Source organism: Microvirga medicaginis, from assembly GCF_052658925.1.
This window is the reverse complement of sequence record NZ_JBQWEL010000009.1, coordinates 66,370-82,741: the sequence shown is the minus strand read 5'-3', so window position 1 is coordinate 82,741 and position 16,372 is coordinate 66,370. Positions and strand designations below refer to the sequence as shown.

12 protein-coding genes are annotated in these 16,372 nt (G+C 63.6%); 8 read left to right on the top strand and 4 right to left on the bottom strand.

Annotated elements, in window-relative coordinates:
* Positions 1–10: 10 nt before the first annotated feature.
* The gene (locus ACUXUR_RS13375; RefSeq protein WP_445502852.1) at positions 11–946 is read left to right on the top strand and encodes a c-type cytochrome; all 936 of its coding nucleotides are present in this window, start codon (positions 11–13) and stop codon (positions 944–946) included.
* 24 nt (positions 947–970) lie between these two features.
* Here ACUXUR_RS13375 and ACUXUR_RS13370 read toward each other — a convergent pair whose 3' ends face one another.
* Complete coding sequence (locus tag ACUXUR_RS13370; RefSeq protein WP_445502851.1) at positions 971–1,588, bottom strand: helix-turn-helix domain-containing protein; 618 nt, start codon at positions 1,586–1,588, stop codon at positions 971–973.
* A 110-nt stretch (positions 1,589–1,698) separates the two neighbouring features.
* Positions 1,699–2,631, bottom strand: coding sequence for a DMT family transporter (locus tag ACUXUR_RS13365; protein ID WP_445502850.1), 933 nt, complete (start codon positions 2,629–2,631; stop codon positions 1,699–1,701).
* A gap of 198 nt (positions 2,632–2,829) precedes the next feature.
* Here ACUXUR_RS13365 and ACUXUR_RS13360 point away from each other — a divergent pair, with 198 nt between their 5' ends.
* The 3 genes from ACUXUR_RS13360 (at position 2,830) to ACUXUR_RS13350 (ending at position 5,967) form a co-directional block, all read left to right on the top strand.
* Complete coding sequence (locus tag ACUXUR_RS13360) at positions 2,830–3,663, top strand: UDP-2,3-diacylglucosamine diphosphatase (RefSeq protein ID WP_445502849.1); 834 nt, start codon at positions 2,830–2,832, stop codon at positions 3,661–3,663.
* A complete protein-coding gene (locus ACUXUR_RS13355) occupies positions 3,663–4,670 on the top strand; it encodes a glycosyltransferase family 4 protein (protein ID WP_445502848.1) in 1,008 nt (335 codons plus the stop codon). The genes ACUXUR_RS13360 and ACUXUR_RS13355 overlap by 1 nt, the downstream gene beginning before the upstream one ends.
* Positions 4,671–4,782: 112 nt before the next feature.
* Positions 4,783–5,967 (top strand): MFS transporter, encoded by a 1,185-nt coding sequence (locus tag ACUXUR_RS13350; protein WP_445502847.1) that lies wholly within the window; start codon positions 4,783–4,785, stop codon positions 5,965–5,967.
* Here the strand turns inward: ACUXUR_RS13350 and dgcA are convergent.
* The gene (dgcA, locus tag ACUXUR_RS13345) at positions 5,937–6,920 is read right to left on the bottom strand and encodes an N-acetyl-D-Glu racemase DgcA (protein WP_445502846.1); all 984 of its coding nucleotides are present in this window, start codon (positions 6,918–6,920) and stop codon (positions 5,937–5,939) included. The two genes, ACUXUR_RS13350 and dgcA, sit on opposite strands and share 31 nt — an antisense overlap.
* A 269-nt stretch (positions 6,921–7,189) precedes the next feature.
* Between dgcA and ACUXUR_RS13340 the strand changes: the two genes are divergently transcribed.
* The 4 genes from ACUXUR_RS13340 to ACUXUR_RS13325 are packed head-to-tail and all read left to right on the top strand — an operon-like array spanning position 7,190 to position 11,112.
* Entirely contained in the window at positions 7,190–8,266 is a 1,077-nt protein-coding gene (locus ACUXUR_RS13340; RefSeq protein WP_445502954.1) for an ABC transporter permease, read from the top strand.
* Positions 8,267–8,271: 5 nt separating this feature from the next.
* A complete protein-coding gene (locus ACUXUR_RS13335) occupies positions 8,272–9,072 on the top strand; it encodes an ABC transporter ATP-binding protein (protein ID WP_445502845.1) in 801 nt (266 codons plus the stop codon).
* Between the two features lie 9 nt (positions 9,073–9,081).
* A complete protein-coding gene (locus ACUXUR_RS13330; RefSeq protein ID WP_445502844.1) occupies positions 9,082–10,419 on the top strand; it encodes an MlaD family protein in 1,338 nt (445 codons plus the stop codon).
* 24 nt (positions 10,420–10,443) lie between these two features.
* Complete coding sequence (locus tag ACUXUR_RS13325) at positions 10,444–11,112, top strand: ABC-type transport auxiliary lipoprotein family protein (protein ID WP_445502843.1); 669 nt, start codon at positions 10,444–10,446, stop codon at positions 11,110–11,112.
* Positions 11,113–11,463: 351 nt separating this feature from the next.
* Here ACUXUR_RS13325 and ACUXUR_RS13320 read toward each other — a convergent pair whose 3' ends face one another.
* Positions 11,464–16,176, bottom strand: coding sequence for an apolipoprotein A-IV repeat region-like domain-containing protein (locus tag ACUXUR_RS13320; protein WP_445502842.1), 4,713 nt, complete (start codon positions 16,174–16,176; stop codon positions 11,464–11,466).
* Between the last annotated feature and the right edge of the window lie 196 nt (positions 16,177–16,372).

Below are 16,372 nucleotides of genomic sequence, written 5' to 3'. Positions count from 1 at the left end.
GGGAAGAGCGATGCGTAGAGCGATTGTGGGCTTAGGCGTTCTGGCGATCTTAGGCGGATTGGGCTTTCTGGCGTTCACATCGCCTTCGGCTTATCGGTTGCTGCGTGCACAGGCCTCGACATCTTTGGACGGCTACAAGCCCAATCCCGAGAACGGGCGCGTCATGTTCTTCGCAGGAGGTTGCACATCCTGCCATGCCACGCCGAACCAGGACGACAAGCTGCGGCTTGGCGGCGGCTACGCGTTGAAATCCCCTTTCGGAACCTTCCACGTTCCCAATATCTCGCCGCACAAACAGGATGGCATCGGAGCCTGGACGACCGCCGATTTCATCCGCGCCATGCAGGAGGGAACGTCTCCGGACGGGCGGCACTACTATCCGGCTTTTCCCTATCCATCTTACCAGCGCATGAGGCGCGAGGATCTGGCCGATCTTTTCGCTTTCATGCAGACCCTTCCCGCCGTCGAGGGAAGGGCGCTTCCTCACGAATTGCCGTTCCCCTTCAACATCCGGCGTGGCGTCGGCCTCTGGAAGCTCGCGTTCCTCGATGGCAAGCCCTTCACGCCGGATCCCTCGAAATCCGAAAGCTGGAACAGGGGCGCCTATCTCGTGAATGGTCCGGGCCATTGTGCGGAATGCCATAGCGAACGCAACTTCGCAGGCGCTATCATCGATGACCGCCGCTTTGCCGGCGGGCCGGATCCGGAGGGCAGGGGCTCGGTGCCGAACATCACGCCGAGCCCAAGCGGGATTGGTGGTTGGACGCAAGACGATCTCGTGACCCTGCTCACGACGGGCGAGACGCCGAACTTTGATACGGTCGGCGGACCGATGGGTTCCGTGGTCCGCAATACGGCGCAATTGCCGGAGGCTGACCGCAAGGCCATAGCCGAGTATCTGCTCTCGCTGCCGCCCAAGGAGGGCTACAAGGCTCCCAAGCCTTGAAGGCGCTGAGGGAGAAGCGAAGCCTCAATCCATCACGGCGGCTTTGAGGATGCAGACCATGGTGGCGCGGCCGGGCTTGTCGCCGATGCAACGCACGGAATGGGGGCGGTCGCAGCGGTAGCGCAAAGACTCGCCTGCCTTGGCCTGCTGGGTGACGCCGCCAACCTCGACCTCGAACTCGCCTTCGAGGACGGAAAGGCACTCCACCGAGCCCCGCTGGTGGCTGTCGGAATCGAGCACGCCGCCCGGCTCGGACTGCACGTCATACCATTGCAGCCACTCGATAGTCTTGATCCAGCCGATGATGGCGAGCTTCATCTTGCCGTCGTCGGACATAAGGATCGGCGTGTCGGCCTTTGACGACTTCTCGATGAAGGGTTCCTCATCCGCCGAGGCCAGCACCCGCTCGATGGAGACGTCGAGAGCCTGGCTGAGGCGCCAGATGGTCGCGAGGGTCGGGTTGGTCTCGTTCCGCTCGATCTGACTGATAATGGACTTGGCCACGCCCGATTGCTCAGCGAGCTCCGACAGGGACAGGTTATAGGCCTTGCGCAGACGCTGGATCGTCTTGCCCATGTTCCCGGACAGAACCTGCGCACCCGTTTCCAGGTCCCGATGCCGCTCTTTGCCTTCGACGCCCATCACAATGCCTCTGTTCTGAAAAACCGAACGTCCGTTCCTTTAAACGGTTGTGAGATAAGAGGCGAGGCGGGTCAAGGCCAGAGAGGTCGCGGGGAGTGTTTTCCTTAAGACTATGCTCCCGGCTTTTGCGAGGCGACCTTCAGTTCCTGGGACCGTTCCAGGCCAAGCCGGTGCTCCCGCCAGACGATGAAGAGGCCCGTGGCAGCCACAATGGCGGCTCCGACCAGAATGGTGGGGGTCGGCAGGTCCCCGAATATGAGCCAGCCGAACAGGAGCGCCCAGACCATGGTGGTGTAATCGAAAGGCGCAATCACGGAAGCATCTGCGTAGCGGTAGGATTCGGTCAGCAGAATCTGGCCAATCCCGCCCAGGATACCGCCGAGAGTGAATAGGGCGAGATCCTTTGCATCGGGGATGTTCCAGCCGAGAAGGATGGTGCAGAACGAGAGCCCTGAGGCCAGGATGAAGAAGTAGAATACGATGGCGCCTGTCTTCTCCGTTCCGGTCAGTCGTCGCACCTGGACCATCGCGCCCGCGGAGCAGACCGCGCCTGCGAAGGCACAGATGGCCCCGAGGGACGGTCCGGCCAGAATGCCGCCCGCAAACGTTTCCGGCGTCAGGTAAGGCGAGAGCATGATCATGACACCGATGAAGCCGACAGCGACTGCCGTCCAGCGGTAGGCGCGGATTTCCTCTTTCAGAAGAATGGCCGCCAGGATCACGAGAATGAGCGGCGATGCATAACCGATGGCGATCGCATCATGGAGTGGCAGAAGGGAGAGGGCGGCAAATCCCAGATACATGCCGCCCGTGCCGAGAAGGCCGCGCTTGAAGTGGCCGAGCACGGTCTTCGTCCGCAAGCCGTTGATCAGGTCGCCCTTCCAGGTCAGCCACACCCAGAGCGGCAGAATGGCGAAGGATGAGCGGAAGAACACCACTTCCCCGGTCGGGTAGCGATCCATCAGGGTCTTGAGAACTGCCGACATCATCGTGAAGACGAAGGCTGACAGGACTTTGAGGGAGATCCCCAGAAGAGGTTTCACGATAGCGAGTCACTTGCACCAAGGAGTTGCACAAGAACCACGACAAGCCCCCTGCGTGAAGCCCTTATCTGCGCGACTTACCTGCGCCATGCTCATGGAACCCCTCAGGTTTTGTCATGAAACTGCAAACGGATTGTCACGGGGACGAGATGCGAATCCGGTTTGGCTGGCGTGAGGCCAATCAAAAGAGGACGCCGCATGCCGAGGGACCTGGACACGATCCGCGTGCGTACATTGTTCCTGTCGGATCTCCACCTGGGCACCAAAGGATGCCAGGCGGAAGCCCTTCTGGATTTTCTAAAATACTACGATGCCGAGACGATCTATCTCGTGGGCGACATCGTCGACGGGTGGCGGCTGAAGTCGGGCTGGTACTGGCCGCAGACCCACAACGACGTGGTGCAGAAGCTGCTGCGCAAGGTCCGCAAGGGCTCGTCGCTCATCTACGTGCCTGGCAATCATGACGAGTTCCTGCGCGACTATGTCGGCGTCAACCTGGGCGGGATCGAACTCGCCGAGCATGCCATCCACGAGACCGCGGACGGCAAGCGCTATCTCGTGATCCATGGGGATCAGTTCGACCTGGTCGTGCGCCACGCCCGCTGGCTCGCGCTCCTGGGGGACTGGGCCTACACGGCGGCCCTGTTCGTCAACACCTATCTCAACATCGCGCGGCGCAAGCTCGGCCTGACCTATTGGTCCCTGTCCGCCTGGGCGAAACTGAAGGTGAAGAATGCGGTGAACTTCATCAGCCGCTTCGAAGAGCTTCTGGCGGCTGAAGCCCGGCGGCAGGAAGTGGATGGCGTGATCTGCGGCCATATCCACCACGCCGCAATGCACGAGAACTTCGGCGTCTCTTACGTGAATACGGGTGACTGGGTGGAGTCCTGCACGGTCGTGGTGGAACACTTCGATGGGGCGCTCGAGCTGATCCGCTGGAGCGAGGCCAGCCGCAGGAGCCTTCCGAGCCCCGGCCCCGAGATAGCAATCTCGATCGAAAAACCTGTTGCTCTCGACGGGAGAGCCGCCTGATGCGTGTGCTCATCGTCACCGATGCATGGCGGCCGCAGGTCAATGGCGTCGTGCGCTCGCTCGAATACATGGCGGAGCAAGCGCCTTTGTTCGGCTCTGAGATCTCATTTCTCACGCCTGAGCGGTTTCGCTCCTTCCCGATGCCGACCTATCCGGAGATTCGTCTCTCGTTGACGCGACCGGAGATCGTCGGTCGAATGATCGCTCAAACCGATCCCGATCATGTCCACATTGCCACCGAGGGACCTCTCGGTTTCTCCGCGCGCTTGGCCTGTCAGCGGCAACGGCGAGCCTTCACGACCAGCTATCACACGCGCTTTCCGGAATACCTCTCTGCGCGCCTGCCGGTTCCGGAGAAGTGGTCTTATGGCGTTCTTCGCTGGTTCCACCGCGAGGCGAAAGCCATGATGGTCAGCACGCGCTCGCTCGAGCGCGAGCTGAGTGCGCGAGGCTTCAAGAATATCGTGCGCTGGACGCGAGGCGTCGACACCACGCTCTTCCGCCCACGTCACGAGCGCGTTCTCGATTGTGCAGGGCCGATCTTTCTATATGTCGGCCGCGTGGCGGTGGAGAAGAATCTTGCGGCATTCCTGTCTCTCGACCTTCCCGGCACGAAAGTGGTCGTCGGCGACGGGCCCGCGCGTGAGGATCTTGAGCGTCATTATCCTCAGGCGCGCTTCCTTGGCGCTCTCACCGGAGAGAATCTGGCGCGGGTTTACGCCTCCGCCGATGTATTTGTGTTCCCAAGCCTTACCGATACCTTCGGCATCGTCCTGCTCGAAGCCCTGGCCTCCGGCCTTCCCATCGCCGCCTTTCCAGTGATGGGTCCGGTGGACGTCGTCGGCTCGTCGGGTTGCGGTGTTATCGACGCCGATCTGCGGAAGGCTGCTCTCTCTGCCCTCGAGATTTCCAAGGACAGATGCAGAGCTTATGGCGAGACCTTCACCTGGCATGAGAGCGCCCGGCAGTTCTTCTCAAATATCCAGGCGGCTCACGCGAACACCTGATCGCCCTCTGCTTCCTCTCAACACATCCATGACAGCCGGGCCTTGGCTGGCACGTGCACTTGTCTTTAATGGACGCCTTTCGCACTTATGCTGATTCTGGAAAGCGCCGTCCTTGATCTCCTCGACCAGAGCCCTCGAAATCCGGCTGGGCGCCTTGCAGGCGGCGAGTTTCGTGAGCCACGGCGTTTACCTGCCGTTCTTTCCGCTCTGGCTCCAGAGCAAAGCGCTCTCGCCCACCATCATCGGATTCGTGGTCGCTCTCCCGATCATCGTGCGGATCATCGCAACGGCTCCGCTGCTGAGCTTGGCCGACCGCTCCTTCGGCGCAAGACGGCTGCTCTTGGCGAGCCATATGGGTCAGATGCTGGGCTTTCCCCTGCTCATGCTCACCGACCGCAGTGCCGTGATCATTACGCTCGTCGCCCTCGTCGCTTTCGCTCAGGCGGCCGTCATTCCCGGCAACGATCTCGTCTCGACGAATGCGGTGCAGCGCTATCCGGGCCTCAATTACGGACGCATTCGGGGCAGCGGCTCCGTTGCCTTCTTCATCACCAACATCCTGGCCGGCTATCTCGTGGGAGCCTTCGGGCCGAATGTGGTGGTCCTCGCGCTCACGCTCATCCCGATTCTTGGAATTTCGGCGACGCTCACAGCCGTACCGAACGAGGTGCCGGATCATCTGTCCAGGACCCAAGATAACAAGAAGAAGGCCTCGCCAGCCCTGCCGAAGGTCCTGTGGCTCCTCCTGATTGCGGGTGCGGTTACCCAAGGAAGCCATGGCGCGCTCAATGCCTTCGCCAGCATCCATTGGCGCTCCCTCGGCTTTTCGGATTCCGCCATCGGCTATTTCTGGGCGGCGGGCGTGATCGCCGAGATCCTGGTGTTCATCTTCCTCGGCCGCGCTGTCGGGCGTGGTTCCGGCGTGGGGCTGATCCTGCTTGGATCGGCGGCAGCTGCGATCCGCTTCTTCGTGATGTCCCTTCAGCCGGGACTGGGCGTGACCCTCGTGCTCCAGACCATGCACAGCTTGTCCTTCGCCGCGACTCATATCGGCACCATGGCCGCATTGACCGCTCTCGCGCCGATGCGGGCGAGGGGGCGGGCTCAAGGCATCTACGGCTCGCTCGCAGCCCTGACGACGGCGATCTCCACCATCGGCAGCGGCATGATCTACGAGAAGGCCGGCCCGCTGGTCTTCGCCGCGATGGCTCCCTTGGGCGCCATCGGGTTCCTTCTCATGCTGATCGTGATCGGCAAACTGAAGGCTCAGCCCCAGAGTGCAGGCTCCGGAGGATAGACCAGGCTGCCTTCGTATTTCAGGCCGGGTTCCCGGTCCTTGGCGAGAAGGAGCGGCCCGTCGAGGTCCACGAAGCGGCAGCGCGGCGCGATCACCATGGCGGGTGCCATGGCAAGCGAGGTGCCGACCATGCAGCCGATCATGAGCGGGAAGCCGAGAGTCTCCGCCGCATCGGCGAGAGCCAGCGCTTCCGTCAATCCGCCTGTCTTGTCGAGCTTGATGTTCACGACGTCATAAAGCCCCACCAGCCGCTGCAGGCTCTGCCGGTCGTGCACGCTCTCGTCGGCCATGATGGGAACGGGACGCGCGATCTTGGCGAGGAGCCCATCCGCCTTGGCGGGAAGGGGCTGCTCCACGAGGGCATAGCCGGCCTCGGCGCAGGTCGCGAGATGCGCCTCAATATTACCGTCAGTCCAGCCCTCGTTGGCATCTGCGATGAGCGTTGCTTGCGGGACGGCTTGGCGAACTGCCCGGATACGCTCGATGTCGCCCTCGGGCCCGCCGAACTTGACCTTCAGGATCGGCCGCTCCGCAGCCTTGGCGGCTGCCTCTGCCATGGCCTCAGGCGTGTCGAGGCTGATCGTGTAGGCGGTTGTCACCGGCGGCCAGCGGGTCAGGCCCGCCGTGATATGGGCGCGGATGCCGGAGCGCTTCGCGTCGAGATCCCAGAGGGCGCAGTCGACCGCGTTGCGGGCGGCTCCCGCCGGCATGAGGGATTGCAGCGCCTCCCGGGTCAGTCCGGCTTCGATCTGCGGACGGATGGCCTCGATGGCCGCCGCCACGCCTTCGACCGTTTCGCCGTAGCGAGGATAAGGCACGCATTCCCCGTGCCCGACGGCGCGGTTCTCGCTGATGGTCGCCGTAACCACCACCGCTTCGGTGCGCGAGCCACGGGCGATGGTGAACTTGCCCGCAATGGGAAAACGGTCGATGGACACGGTGAGCTGACGCATTCTCTTGGCTTCTCCGGGCATCGGACCCAAAAGTGGTGTCCACTTTTGGGACCCATCCGATGCTTTCCTCTTCTATAGAGCGCATCGTCAGGCGCGGAAAACCGGAATCCACTTTTCCGAACGATGCGCTCGAACTTCATCTCGACTTGTGACGCAGCTACACGCTATCACCAAACGGAATCAATGCCGGAAGGAAGATCGTGGCGCAGAGCACCCTGGCTCACGAGCCGCAGCTGAAAATAGAGCGTGCCGGGAACAAGGTCACCGCGATGCTGTCCGGTCCCTGGACGGCTGAGCATGCGCGCATTGTCGAATCCCTGGCAGGCGAGATCGCGGCTCAGGCCGATCGGCATCACCTCATCATCGACCTCGGCGGTGTCCAGCGGCTCGACACCCTCGGGGCCTGGGTTCTGGACCGCACCCGTCATGAACTCGGCGAGGGCGGTCTGGCTTCCGATTTCGTCAACGCCAGCCAGGAACAGCATATCCTTCTGAACGAGGTTGCCTATCGCGGTTTCCAGGAGCAGCAGAAGTCCAAACCCTCGCGCTTCGTCGATTTCCTGGTCGATGTGGGTCAGACCGTGGCCGGAGCGGGCGACGACCTCGTGCGTGGCGTCGCCTTCTTGGGGGAGCTGGTATCGGCCTTCCTCCGGGTGATCGTCCATCCTCGGCGCTTCCGGGGCACGGCGGTAGTGAACCAGCTGGAGCAGATCGCCTATCGCGGCGTGCCCATCATCGTCCTCATCTCGTTTCTCGTCGGCGCCATCGTCGCCCAGCAGGGCATCTTCCAGCTGGTCAAGTTCGGTGCCACGCCCTTCGTGGTCGATCTCATCGGCATTCTGGTGATGCGTGAATTGGGCGTGCTGCTGACCTCGATCATGGTGGCGGGCCGTTCCGGCTCGGCCTTCACTGCCGAGATCGGCTCCATGAAAATGCGTGAGGAGATCGATGCCCTGCGAGTCATGGGGCTCGATCCCATCGAGGTGCTCATCCTGCCCCGAATCCTCGCCCTCATCATTGGCCTGCCGCTGCTCACGTTCCTCGCCTCGATTGCGGCGCTGCTTGGGGGCGGGATCACGTCCTGGGTCTATGGCGACATCAGCCCCGATGTGTTCCTGACCCGCCTGCGGGCGGCGATCGGGTTCAACACCTTCATGGTCGGGCTCATCAAGGCGCCCTTCATGGCCATGGTCATCGGCATCATCGCCACGCTGGAAGGCTTGGCGGTGGCGGGCTCCGCCGAGTCCCTCGGCCGGCACGTGACCTCCTCGGTGGTGAAGGCCATCTTCATGGTCATCGTGCTCGACGGTCTCTTTGCCATGTTCTTCGCGGCCATCAGGTACTGACAGCGATGCTCGAACGGCGCCATCCTGCTTCCACTCAAGATCGCGAGGTGATCATCCGCGTGCGCGACATCGAGGTCGGCTTCGGTGAGAAGACCATCCTCAAGGGCCTCGATCTCGACGTCTATCGCGGCGAGATTCTCGGCTTTGTCGGCGCGTCGGGCCAGGGCAAGTCGGTGCTCACCCGCGCCATTCTCGGCCTCGTCCCGAAGCGCGCAGGCACCATCGAGGTGCTGGGCCAGAACCTCGATGAGCTGTCGCCCTCGGAGCGACGCATGATGGAGAGGCACTGGGGCGTGCTGTTCCAGCAGGGCGCCTTGTTCTCGGCGCTGACCGTGAAGCAGAACGTCCAAGTTCCCATGCGCGAGCATCTCGACCTCTCCGAGCGGCTTCTCGATGAGCTCGCCATGCTGAAGATCGAGATGGTAGGGTTGAAGCCCGATGCGGCGGACAAGCTGCCCTCCGAACTCTCGGGCGGCATGATCAAGCGCGCGGCGCTTGCGCGGGCTCTCGCCCTCGATCCGGACATCGTGTTTCTCGACGAGCCGACATCCGGTCTCGACCCTATCGGCGCGGGTGATTTCGACGAGCTGATTGCGACGTTACAGCGGACTTTGGGGCTCACCGTATTCATGGTAACCCATGATTTGGACAGCCTTTACACGGTGTGCGATCGGATCGCGGCGCTGGGTGAGGGCAAGATCCTGGCGGAAGGGCCTATCGAGGCGATGCTGGCATCGGATCACCCGTGGCTCCGCTCTTATTTTCATGGAAAACGGGCACGCGCGGCAATCGCCGGCGGCGCGTAAGGGACTACGATGGAAACGCGTGCGAATTACGCTTTGATCGGCATCTTCACACTGGCGGTGATCGCGGCGGCGTTCGGCTTCGTCTACTGGTTCTCCGGTGGCGACCGGGGACAGGCACGGCAGAGTGTGCGCATTGTCTTTTCAGGTTCCGTATCCGGCCTGTCCCAGGGTTCCACGGTCTCCTTCAATGGCCTTCGCGTGGGCGAGGTGACGGAAATCAGCCTTCTCCCGGAGGACCCGCGCCGTGTGGTGGCGATCGTCCAGGTGGGCCGCGATATTCCGATCCGTGCCGATACCCGCGCCCGCCTCGAATACCAAGGCCTGACGGGCGTTGCGAATATCGGCCTTTCCGGCGGCGAGCCTGGTGCTCCTCCGCTCGTGGCCGGTCCTGGCCAGCCCATGCCCACCATTTTCGCCGACCGATCCGATTTCCAGGACCTGATCGAGACCGCACGCAACATCGCCCGCCGGGCCGATGACGTGCTGGAGCGGGTCGGCCGTGTCGTGGCCGACAACGAGGGTTCCATCAACCGCACGGTTCAGAACGTGGAGCGCTTCTCCCAGGCTCTGGGGGAGAACGCGGAGGGCATCGACCGTTTCCTCGCCCAGGTGGGGCAGGCGGCCGAGAAGATCGGTCCTCTGGCCGAGAAACTCGATACACTTGCAACCAATGTCGATCAGGTGGTTCGCGCGGTCGAGCCGCAGCGTGTGACGCGGATCGTTGAGAATGTGGACAACTTCACCCAGGCTCTGGGCGAGAATCGCCAGGTGGTGAGCGAGGCCCTGCGTGATGCGGCAAGCCTGATCGATCGGCTCAACGAAACGGCGCCGAAGCTTGATTCTGCGATCACCGAGATCTCGACGCTGACCAAAGCCGTCGATCCGAACAAGGTGAGGAGCACGGTCGATAACGTTCAAGCCTTCATGGATACCCTGAACAATCGCAGGCCGGACATCGACAAGACGATCCAGGAAGCGCGGTCGATCACCGAGAAGCTCAACAAGTCTGCCGATCGGATCGACAGCGTTCTGGCCGGCGCCGAGAAGTTCCTCGGTTCGGCCTCCGGCGAGGCGGGCAAGGGAGCCTTCGACGAGATCCGGGCCGCTGCCGTTTCTGTGCGTGACCTGGCCAATGATCTGAACGAGCGGACCAAGGGTATCGAAGGGGTGGTGAGCGGGGTCGGACGCTTCACGGATTCAGGCTTGAGGGAATATGAGGCTCTGGCCGTCGAGGGCCGCAGGACGCTTGGGGACATCAGCCGCGCGGTGCGGAGCATCGAACGTAATCCACAGCAGTTTCTTTTCGGTAGCCGTCCCAATCTCCCCGAATACAATGGACGCCGTTAAGTAACCTGTATGCGTGGATCATCCGTGTCTTTCCCCCCGACCGCTCTGTCTCGGCCGCTTCGACGCCTGATGCCTGTCGTGCTTCTGGCGGCGCTTGCCGGCGCCTGCTCGTCGGGTCCGGCTCCTGCCACGTATGATCTCTCCGCGCCGACGTCCCGTATCAGGGGCGCTGCGGGTGTCCAGGTGCTCGTGAACGAGCCGGCAGCCCTGCAGACGCTCTCCAGTCAGCAGATTCTGGTGAAGGATGCGAGCGGCTCCATCTCCTTCATCGGAGGAGGGCAATGGGCCGATAATCTGCCGCGCCTCATCCAGACGCGCCTGATCAACACCTTTGAGAATGCCTCCCAGCTCCGCGGGGTCTCGCGGCCCAGCAGCGGCGCGGTGGCCGATGTCCAGCTTGTCTCCGAGTTGCGCCGCTTCGAGGTTGAAACGCCTTCGAACGAGGCGGTGGTCGAGATCTCGATGAAGATCGTGGGTGACCAGAGCGGTCGCATCGTGAACGGCCGCATCTTCCGCGCCCGCGCGCCCGTCGCCTCGGTCGATGCCGCCAATGCCGCCCGCGCCCTTGATGAAGCCCTCTCGGTCGTGATGCTCGACATCGTGCGCTGGGTCAGCGGTAGCTCGCTCCCAAGGCGCGAGGAGCCGGGCGATGTCAGCAGCCAGGCTCCGCTCAAGGAACAGGCGCCGACCTAAGCGCTTTCGGTCTTATCTTGGAAAATTGTTCAAGGCTCCGATCAAATTGGGGCCTTTTGCTTGTCTTTGCTCAGCTGTTTTTCGTCATGGCCGGGCTCGTCCCGGCCATTTGCTTTTACCCTGCCCTCATCCTGAGGAGGCTGTGTTGCAGGGATAGAGAAACACTAGAGCATCGGACGAGAAAAGTGGATTTGCACTTTTGGGTCCGATGCTCCTTTCCATAGAAAGCGCATCGTTCGAGCGGAAAACCGGGTCCACTTTTCGCTAGCGCGGCCCGCTGGGTCCGCACGATGCGCTAAACGAAAACGCGGCCCTAAAGGCCGCGTTCTCTTGTCCTAGTCTGGGCCGGTCTTACTCGAAGCGGCCGCTCGCGTGAGCCAGCATGGTGTAGACCTTGCCGGTTTCCGACGTGAGGTAGGTCTTCGTCAGCGTGGAGTCGCGGTCGTCACGGGAGACTTCGGCGAGCAGGCGCTCGAACTCGTCCACGTAACGGTCGACCGTCTGACGGAACTCCTCGTCGCGGCGGTACTTGCGACGGATCTCCTCGAAGGTCTGCTGACCCTGCGCCGTATAGAGGCGGCGGCCGAACACATTGGTTTCCCCGCGACGGTAACGGTCCCACAGCTCGACGGCCGCGTCGTGATCGATCATGCGGGCGATGTCGACCGAGATCGAGTCGAGCGAGTCGAGGCTGTTGGTGCGGCCACCGCGTGCCGGGGTGGAAACGGGCTCTTCCTCATCGCGCGAGGCGCGGGTCAGAAGATCCGAGAGCCAGCCGCCACGGGCATTGCCGGTGTCGCGAGCGGGAGCGGCCTCTTCACGGCGAGGAGCGGGACGCTCCACCGGAGCCGGAGCCTGACGAACAGGCGTGGGTGCCGGTGCCGGGCGAGGCTCGGGCTGGCGGGCCACTGTCGGCGCGGGAGCCGGGGCAGGAGCAGGAGCAGGAGCAGGGGAGGCGATGCGCTGCTCGACGGCGGCGGCCACTGCGGCCATGGTCGCAGCGACCGGAGTCTCGTTCACCGCAGCGCGGCGGGGCTGGGCGGCGGGAGCCGCATCGACCACGCGATTGGAGCGCGAGACCAGAGCGGAGAGCTCGTTGAGAGCCTTGATCTGGTCGGCGACCACGCGGCGCATATTGGCCGTGGTCTCCTGCGTCTCCTGCGGGAGTTCAACCACGCCGCGGCGTAGCTCGGAGCGGGTGGCCTCCAGCTCGCGCTGGATCTGGCCTGTCATGCCGCGCAGCTCACCCATGGCGTCGCGGAATTTTGCGGTTGCGTTGCTGAGCGCCTCGGCCATTTCGGCAGCGGCCTGCTCATAGGTGTTCCGCAGGGTCGCCGCGGTGCGTTCGCTTTCCACGCTGGTGGTGGCGCGAATGCGCTCGAATTGTTCGCCGATGGCATGGGTGGTCGTCTCGGCGGCGCCAGCAAGGACGGAGCCGATCTGGCGAGCCTTGTTCTCGGCGTTCTGGAGCGAACCTTCCACGAGGGTCGTGAAGGCGCGGGTGACGGATTCGAGATCCTGCGAGCGCTCCTCGATGCGGCCGAGGAGCTCGTCCAGAGCGCTCTGGCGGCTGGTCAGGGCCTCGGTCATGCGGCTCTCGACACGCTCCAGGGCGGAAGTCGCCTGGGTCAGGGTGTTGATCTGCTCGTAGGTCGTTTCCGTGAGCCCGCGAGCGCGATCTTCAAGGGCATGTGCGAGGTCCATCGCCTGCTGGATCGCGCCGGAGGACACATTGCGCAGTGCATCGACCTGATCGGCGACCTGATCGGACGCGCGGTTCGCCTGGGAGGCGATTTCCGACAGAAGCGTCTCGATCTGCTGCACGCGGCCGCCCAGGCCATCCTCGACGGCGCCGAGGTTGCTGCTGGCGGAGGCCGCCACATGCTGCAGGGTGCGGCTGGCATCCTCCAGGCGGCCGAGCACGTCGGTGAGTTCGCCGCGCAGGCGCTCGTTCGTGCCGAGCAGAGTCTCGACCGTGCGCTCCGTGCCGGAGTCGAGGGCAACGCGCATGGCTTCCGTCGACTGCATGTAGGACGAGGTGAGCTCCATCGTGCGCTCCTGGAGCGACGACAGCATGGTCTGGCTGCGATCCTCAAGGGCGCGCAGGGTATTCTCGGTGATAGCGGTGACTTCGCGGCCGATCACCTGGCCACGATTGCCGAGCGACTCGATGAGCGAGTTGCCCTGCGTGTCAAAGATGGAGCGGATCTCGCCGATGCGACTGTTGAGCGAGGAGACGACCGCCGAGCCGCGCTCGTCGATGGCTTCCACCACGCCGCCGAGGCGGTTGACCACGCGATCCTCGAACTGGCTCACACGCTGGTCGAGAGTGGCTGCCAGCTCCTCCGTGCGATTGCCGAGGGTCGAGGCAATCGCTTCGACATGACCGCCGAGAGTCTGGTTGATCTCGAAGGCGCGGGCGCCGAGGGTCTCGGCGATCTCGTCGGCCCGGTCGCCGAGGATCTGGTTGATCGTGGAGATGCGGTTTTCGAGCGTCTGCGTGATCTCGCCGGCGCGGTTGCCGAGGATCTCATTGATGCTGTTGGCGCGAGCCTCCAGCGTCTCGCCGATCTGCTCGGCCTTGGAGGAGAGCGTGTCGGCGATGGTGCTGGTCTTGGCGGTGATCGCCTGACTGATCTCGTCGACGCGGGCCTGGAGAGCATTCGCCACGTCGCGGCCGCCTTCGGCCATCACGCGGGCCATCTCACCGGTGCGCACGACGAGTGCTTCGTTGAGGGCCGTGGAGCGGGCGCTGAGGACTGTATCCACACGCTCGACGATGGTGTCGAAGTTGACGGTGATCTCCGTCGTGCGGCGGGAGGCGTGTTCCTCGAGCGCCGTGAGCTGGGACTCGATGGCTGAGGTCGCTTCGCGAGCGCGCTCGGCGAAGGCCTCGGACATGGTACGACCCTGCACGGTGATGAGACGGTCCATCTCTTCGAAGCGGCCGCTGATCGTTTCCGTCAGGTTACCCACATCGCGGGAGATGCGGTCTGCGAGTTCGCCGCCGCGACCCATGACGCCCTCGAAGGCCTCGAGGCGAGAGCCGAGGGTTTCCTCGAATTCGCGGGTGCGGGTATCGACGGTCGTCGTGAGGTTTTCCGCCGTACGGTTGAGCACCTCGTTGACGCGTGCGCCCTGCGTGGCGATGGCGAGCACGATGTCCTTGCCCGTCCCGGCGAGGCGGGTCTGCACGTCGTCTGCATGGCGGGAGAGGGTATCAGACAGCTCCTGGCCACGGGTTTCGAAGGTCGCCTGGAATTCCTCGACCTTGGAGCCCAAGAGGTAGGAGATGCGTTCGCCGACCTGGGCAAGGTTGTTCTCGAGCGCCTGGCCCTGAACGGTGACGGACTCGCTGACGCGCTGGCTCGCGGTTTCGAGACGCACAGCGAGATCCTCGACGCGGCTGCCGATGGACTCGTCGGCCATGCGCACGGCGCCTTCGAGATGCTCGCGCACCTCGTTGCCGCGCAGCGTGATCTGGCTGCCGACCTCAGAGGCAGTGGTCGCCAGGTGTTCACGGAACTCGTTGCCGCGGGTGATGATGTCGTTGACCACATCCGAGCCGGTGGTGGCGAGCTGCTCGCGCAGGGCGGTGCCGCGTGCCATGAGCTCTTCGCTCACGGAGAGGCCCGCTGCTGCAATCTGATCGCGCATCTCGGCGGTGCGGGCGGAGATGTCGTCGGCGATGACGCCGCCGGTGGCCGCCAGCTTCTCGGTGATCTCGCTGCCGCGATGGGCGAAACTCTCTTCAAGGCTCTTGGCGGTCTCCTCGAAGGCCTCTCGCACGTCGTTGCCCTGCTGGGCGAGGGCGTCGATCACGCCACGGCCCGTTTCGGCCAGCGTACGGGTCACCTGGCTCGCGCCTTCCTGCAGGTGACGGGTGAGAACGTCGCCGGTGCGCTCGAAGGCACCGGTGATGTCCTGCGCCTTGCTCTCAAGGGCAGTGGTAATAGTGGTGCCGACATCGGCGATGCCGTTGCGGATCTCCTCGCTGGCGCCGGAAAGGCGTTCCACGAGTTCGACGCCGCGGCTCGCCATCTCCTCGACGACGCGTTCGCCGGCGCGGCCGAGGGCCTGGGTGATCTGCTCGCCTTGATGTTCGAGGGAGCCAGTGACCTTGTCGCCCGCGCCACTGACGGCGGTGACGACGCGCTCGCTGGCCATATCGAGGTCTTGGATCAGGTTCTGGTGAGCGCCGGTGATGGCACCACGCACGCGCTCCGCATTGGAAACGACGGCCTCGCGCTGGGCGACAAGCTCGTCGATGAGGGAGCGGATGCGGATCTCGTTGTCGGAATAGGCGCGTTCAAGAGTGGAAATCTCGCTGCGGACGAGGGTTTCCAGTTCGCCGGCTCGTGCCAGCGCACGCTCTACGCCATCGCCAACGGCAGCCACTTCGCGGCGCACGGCCTGGGAAACGGAGAGAACGGCATCGGTGGAGAAGTTCTCGGGCTGAGCGAGACGCGCGGCCACTTCGCCGACGGCACGCGCGACCATCTTCATTTCCTGCGAGCGGATGGTGAGCATCGCAGCAATGAAGAACAGGAAGAGCGGCGCGATCAGGGCCACAGCGCCAAGGGCGAGCTGCGAAGTCGAGAAGGTGGCAGTGAGCTGCTCGGGCGTCACAATGCCCTGGGAGTAAAGGAAGAAGGCGATGCCACCGAGCCAGAGGAGGGAGGCAAGCGTTGCGAACACATAAGCGCTGCGAGAGGGGCGAACCTGAAGAGCCTGCAGCATCACGCCGACGTTCTGGCGATCATCGTTGGCGACGGCCGCGCGGTCGGGCGCGACGAAGCCGGAACGGGGCGCATCGTCCAGCTTGATATCGCGGTCATCCAGGCGGTTCTCGCGATCCTCCGGAAGGTCGGGGCTCAAGGAGAATGGACCCTTCGTGAAATCATGGTCGTCGATATCCGGGAGCCGCGGCTCGCCGGAAGAAGACTTGCTCTCCGGCTGGCCCGGAGAGGGGATCTCGAACGTCTCGTCAAGGTTGAGCGCCTGCTCAACAGCCGAAAGGGCTGCCTCCGCCGGGTCTTTCATCTTCTTCTTCTCGGTCGCCATGATCCGCCCTCGTGACGCAACTGAATGATGGTTGAAGCCGCCGTGTTCCCTTGACCGTTAAGAGAAACGCGTGACCTCAGCCGGTCCGGAAGAGCCGATGACAGTCCTTCCGTACGGTAATCTACTATTTACCAAGCGAGTTTAGCGGCCGGTCATGTTCAAGGAAACCCGATGTCCCCTGCCACTTGCGAACGTC

Bases quoted from the DNA above. Each gene is read 5' to 3' on its own strand.
- ACUXUR_RS13375 (WP_445502852.1), top strand. From the start codon at position 11: ATGCGTAGAGCGATTGTGGGCTTAGGCGTTCTGGCGATCTTAGGCGGA.
- ACUXUR_RS13370 (WP_445502851.1), bottom strand. From the start codon at position 1,588: ATGGGCGTCGAAGGCAAAGAGCGGCATCGGGACCTGGAAACGGGTGCG.
- ACUXUR_RS13360 (WP_445502849.1), top strand. From the start codon at position 2,830: ATGCCGAGGGACCTGGACACGATCCGCGTGCGTACATTGTTCCTGTCG.
- ACUXUR_RS13355 (WP_445502848.1), top strand. From the start codon at position 3,663: ATGCGTGTGCTCATCGTCACCGATGCATGGCGGCCGCAGGTCAATGGC.
- dgcA (WP_445502846.1), bottom strand. From the start codon at position 6,920: ATGCGTCAGCTCACCGTGTCCATCGACCGTTTTCCCATTGCGGGCAAG.
- ACUXUR_RS13340 (WP_445502954.1), top strand. From the start codon at position 7,190: ATGCTGTCCGGTCCCTGGACGGCTGAGCATGCGCGCATTGTCGAATCC.
- ACUXUR_RS13335 (WP_445502845.1), top strand. From the start codon at position 8,272: ATGCTCGAACGGCGCCATCCTGCTTCCACTCAAGATCGCGAGGTGATC.
- ACUXUR_RS13330 (WP_445502844.1), top strand. From the start codon at position 9,082: ATGGAAACGCGTGCGAATTACGCTTTGATCGGCATCTTCACACTGGCG.
- ACUXUR_RS13320 (WP_445502842.1), bottom strand. From the start codon at position 16,176: ATGGCGACCGAGAAGAAGAAGATGAAAGACCCGGCGGAGGCAGCCCTT.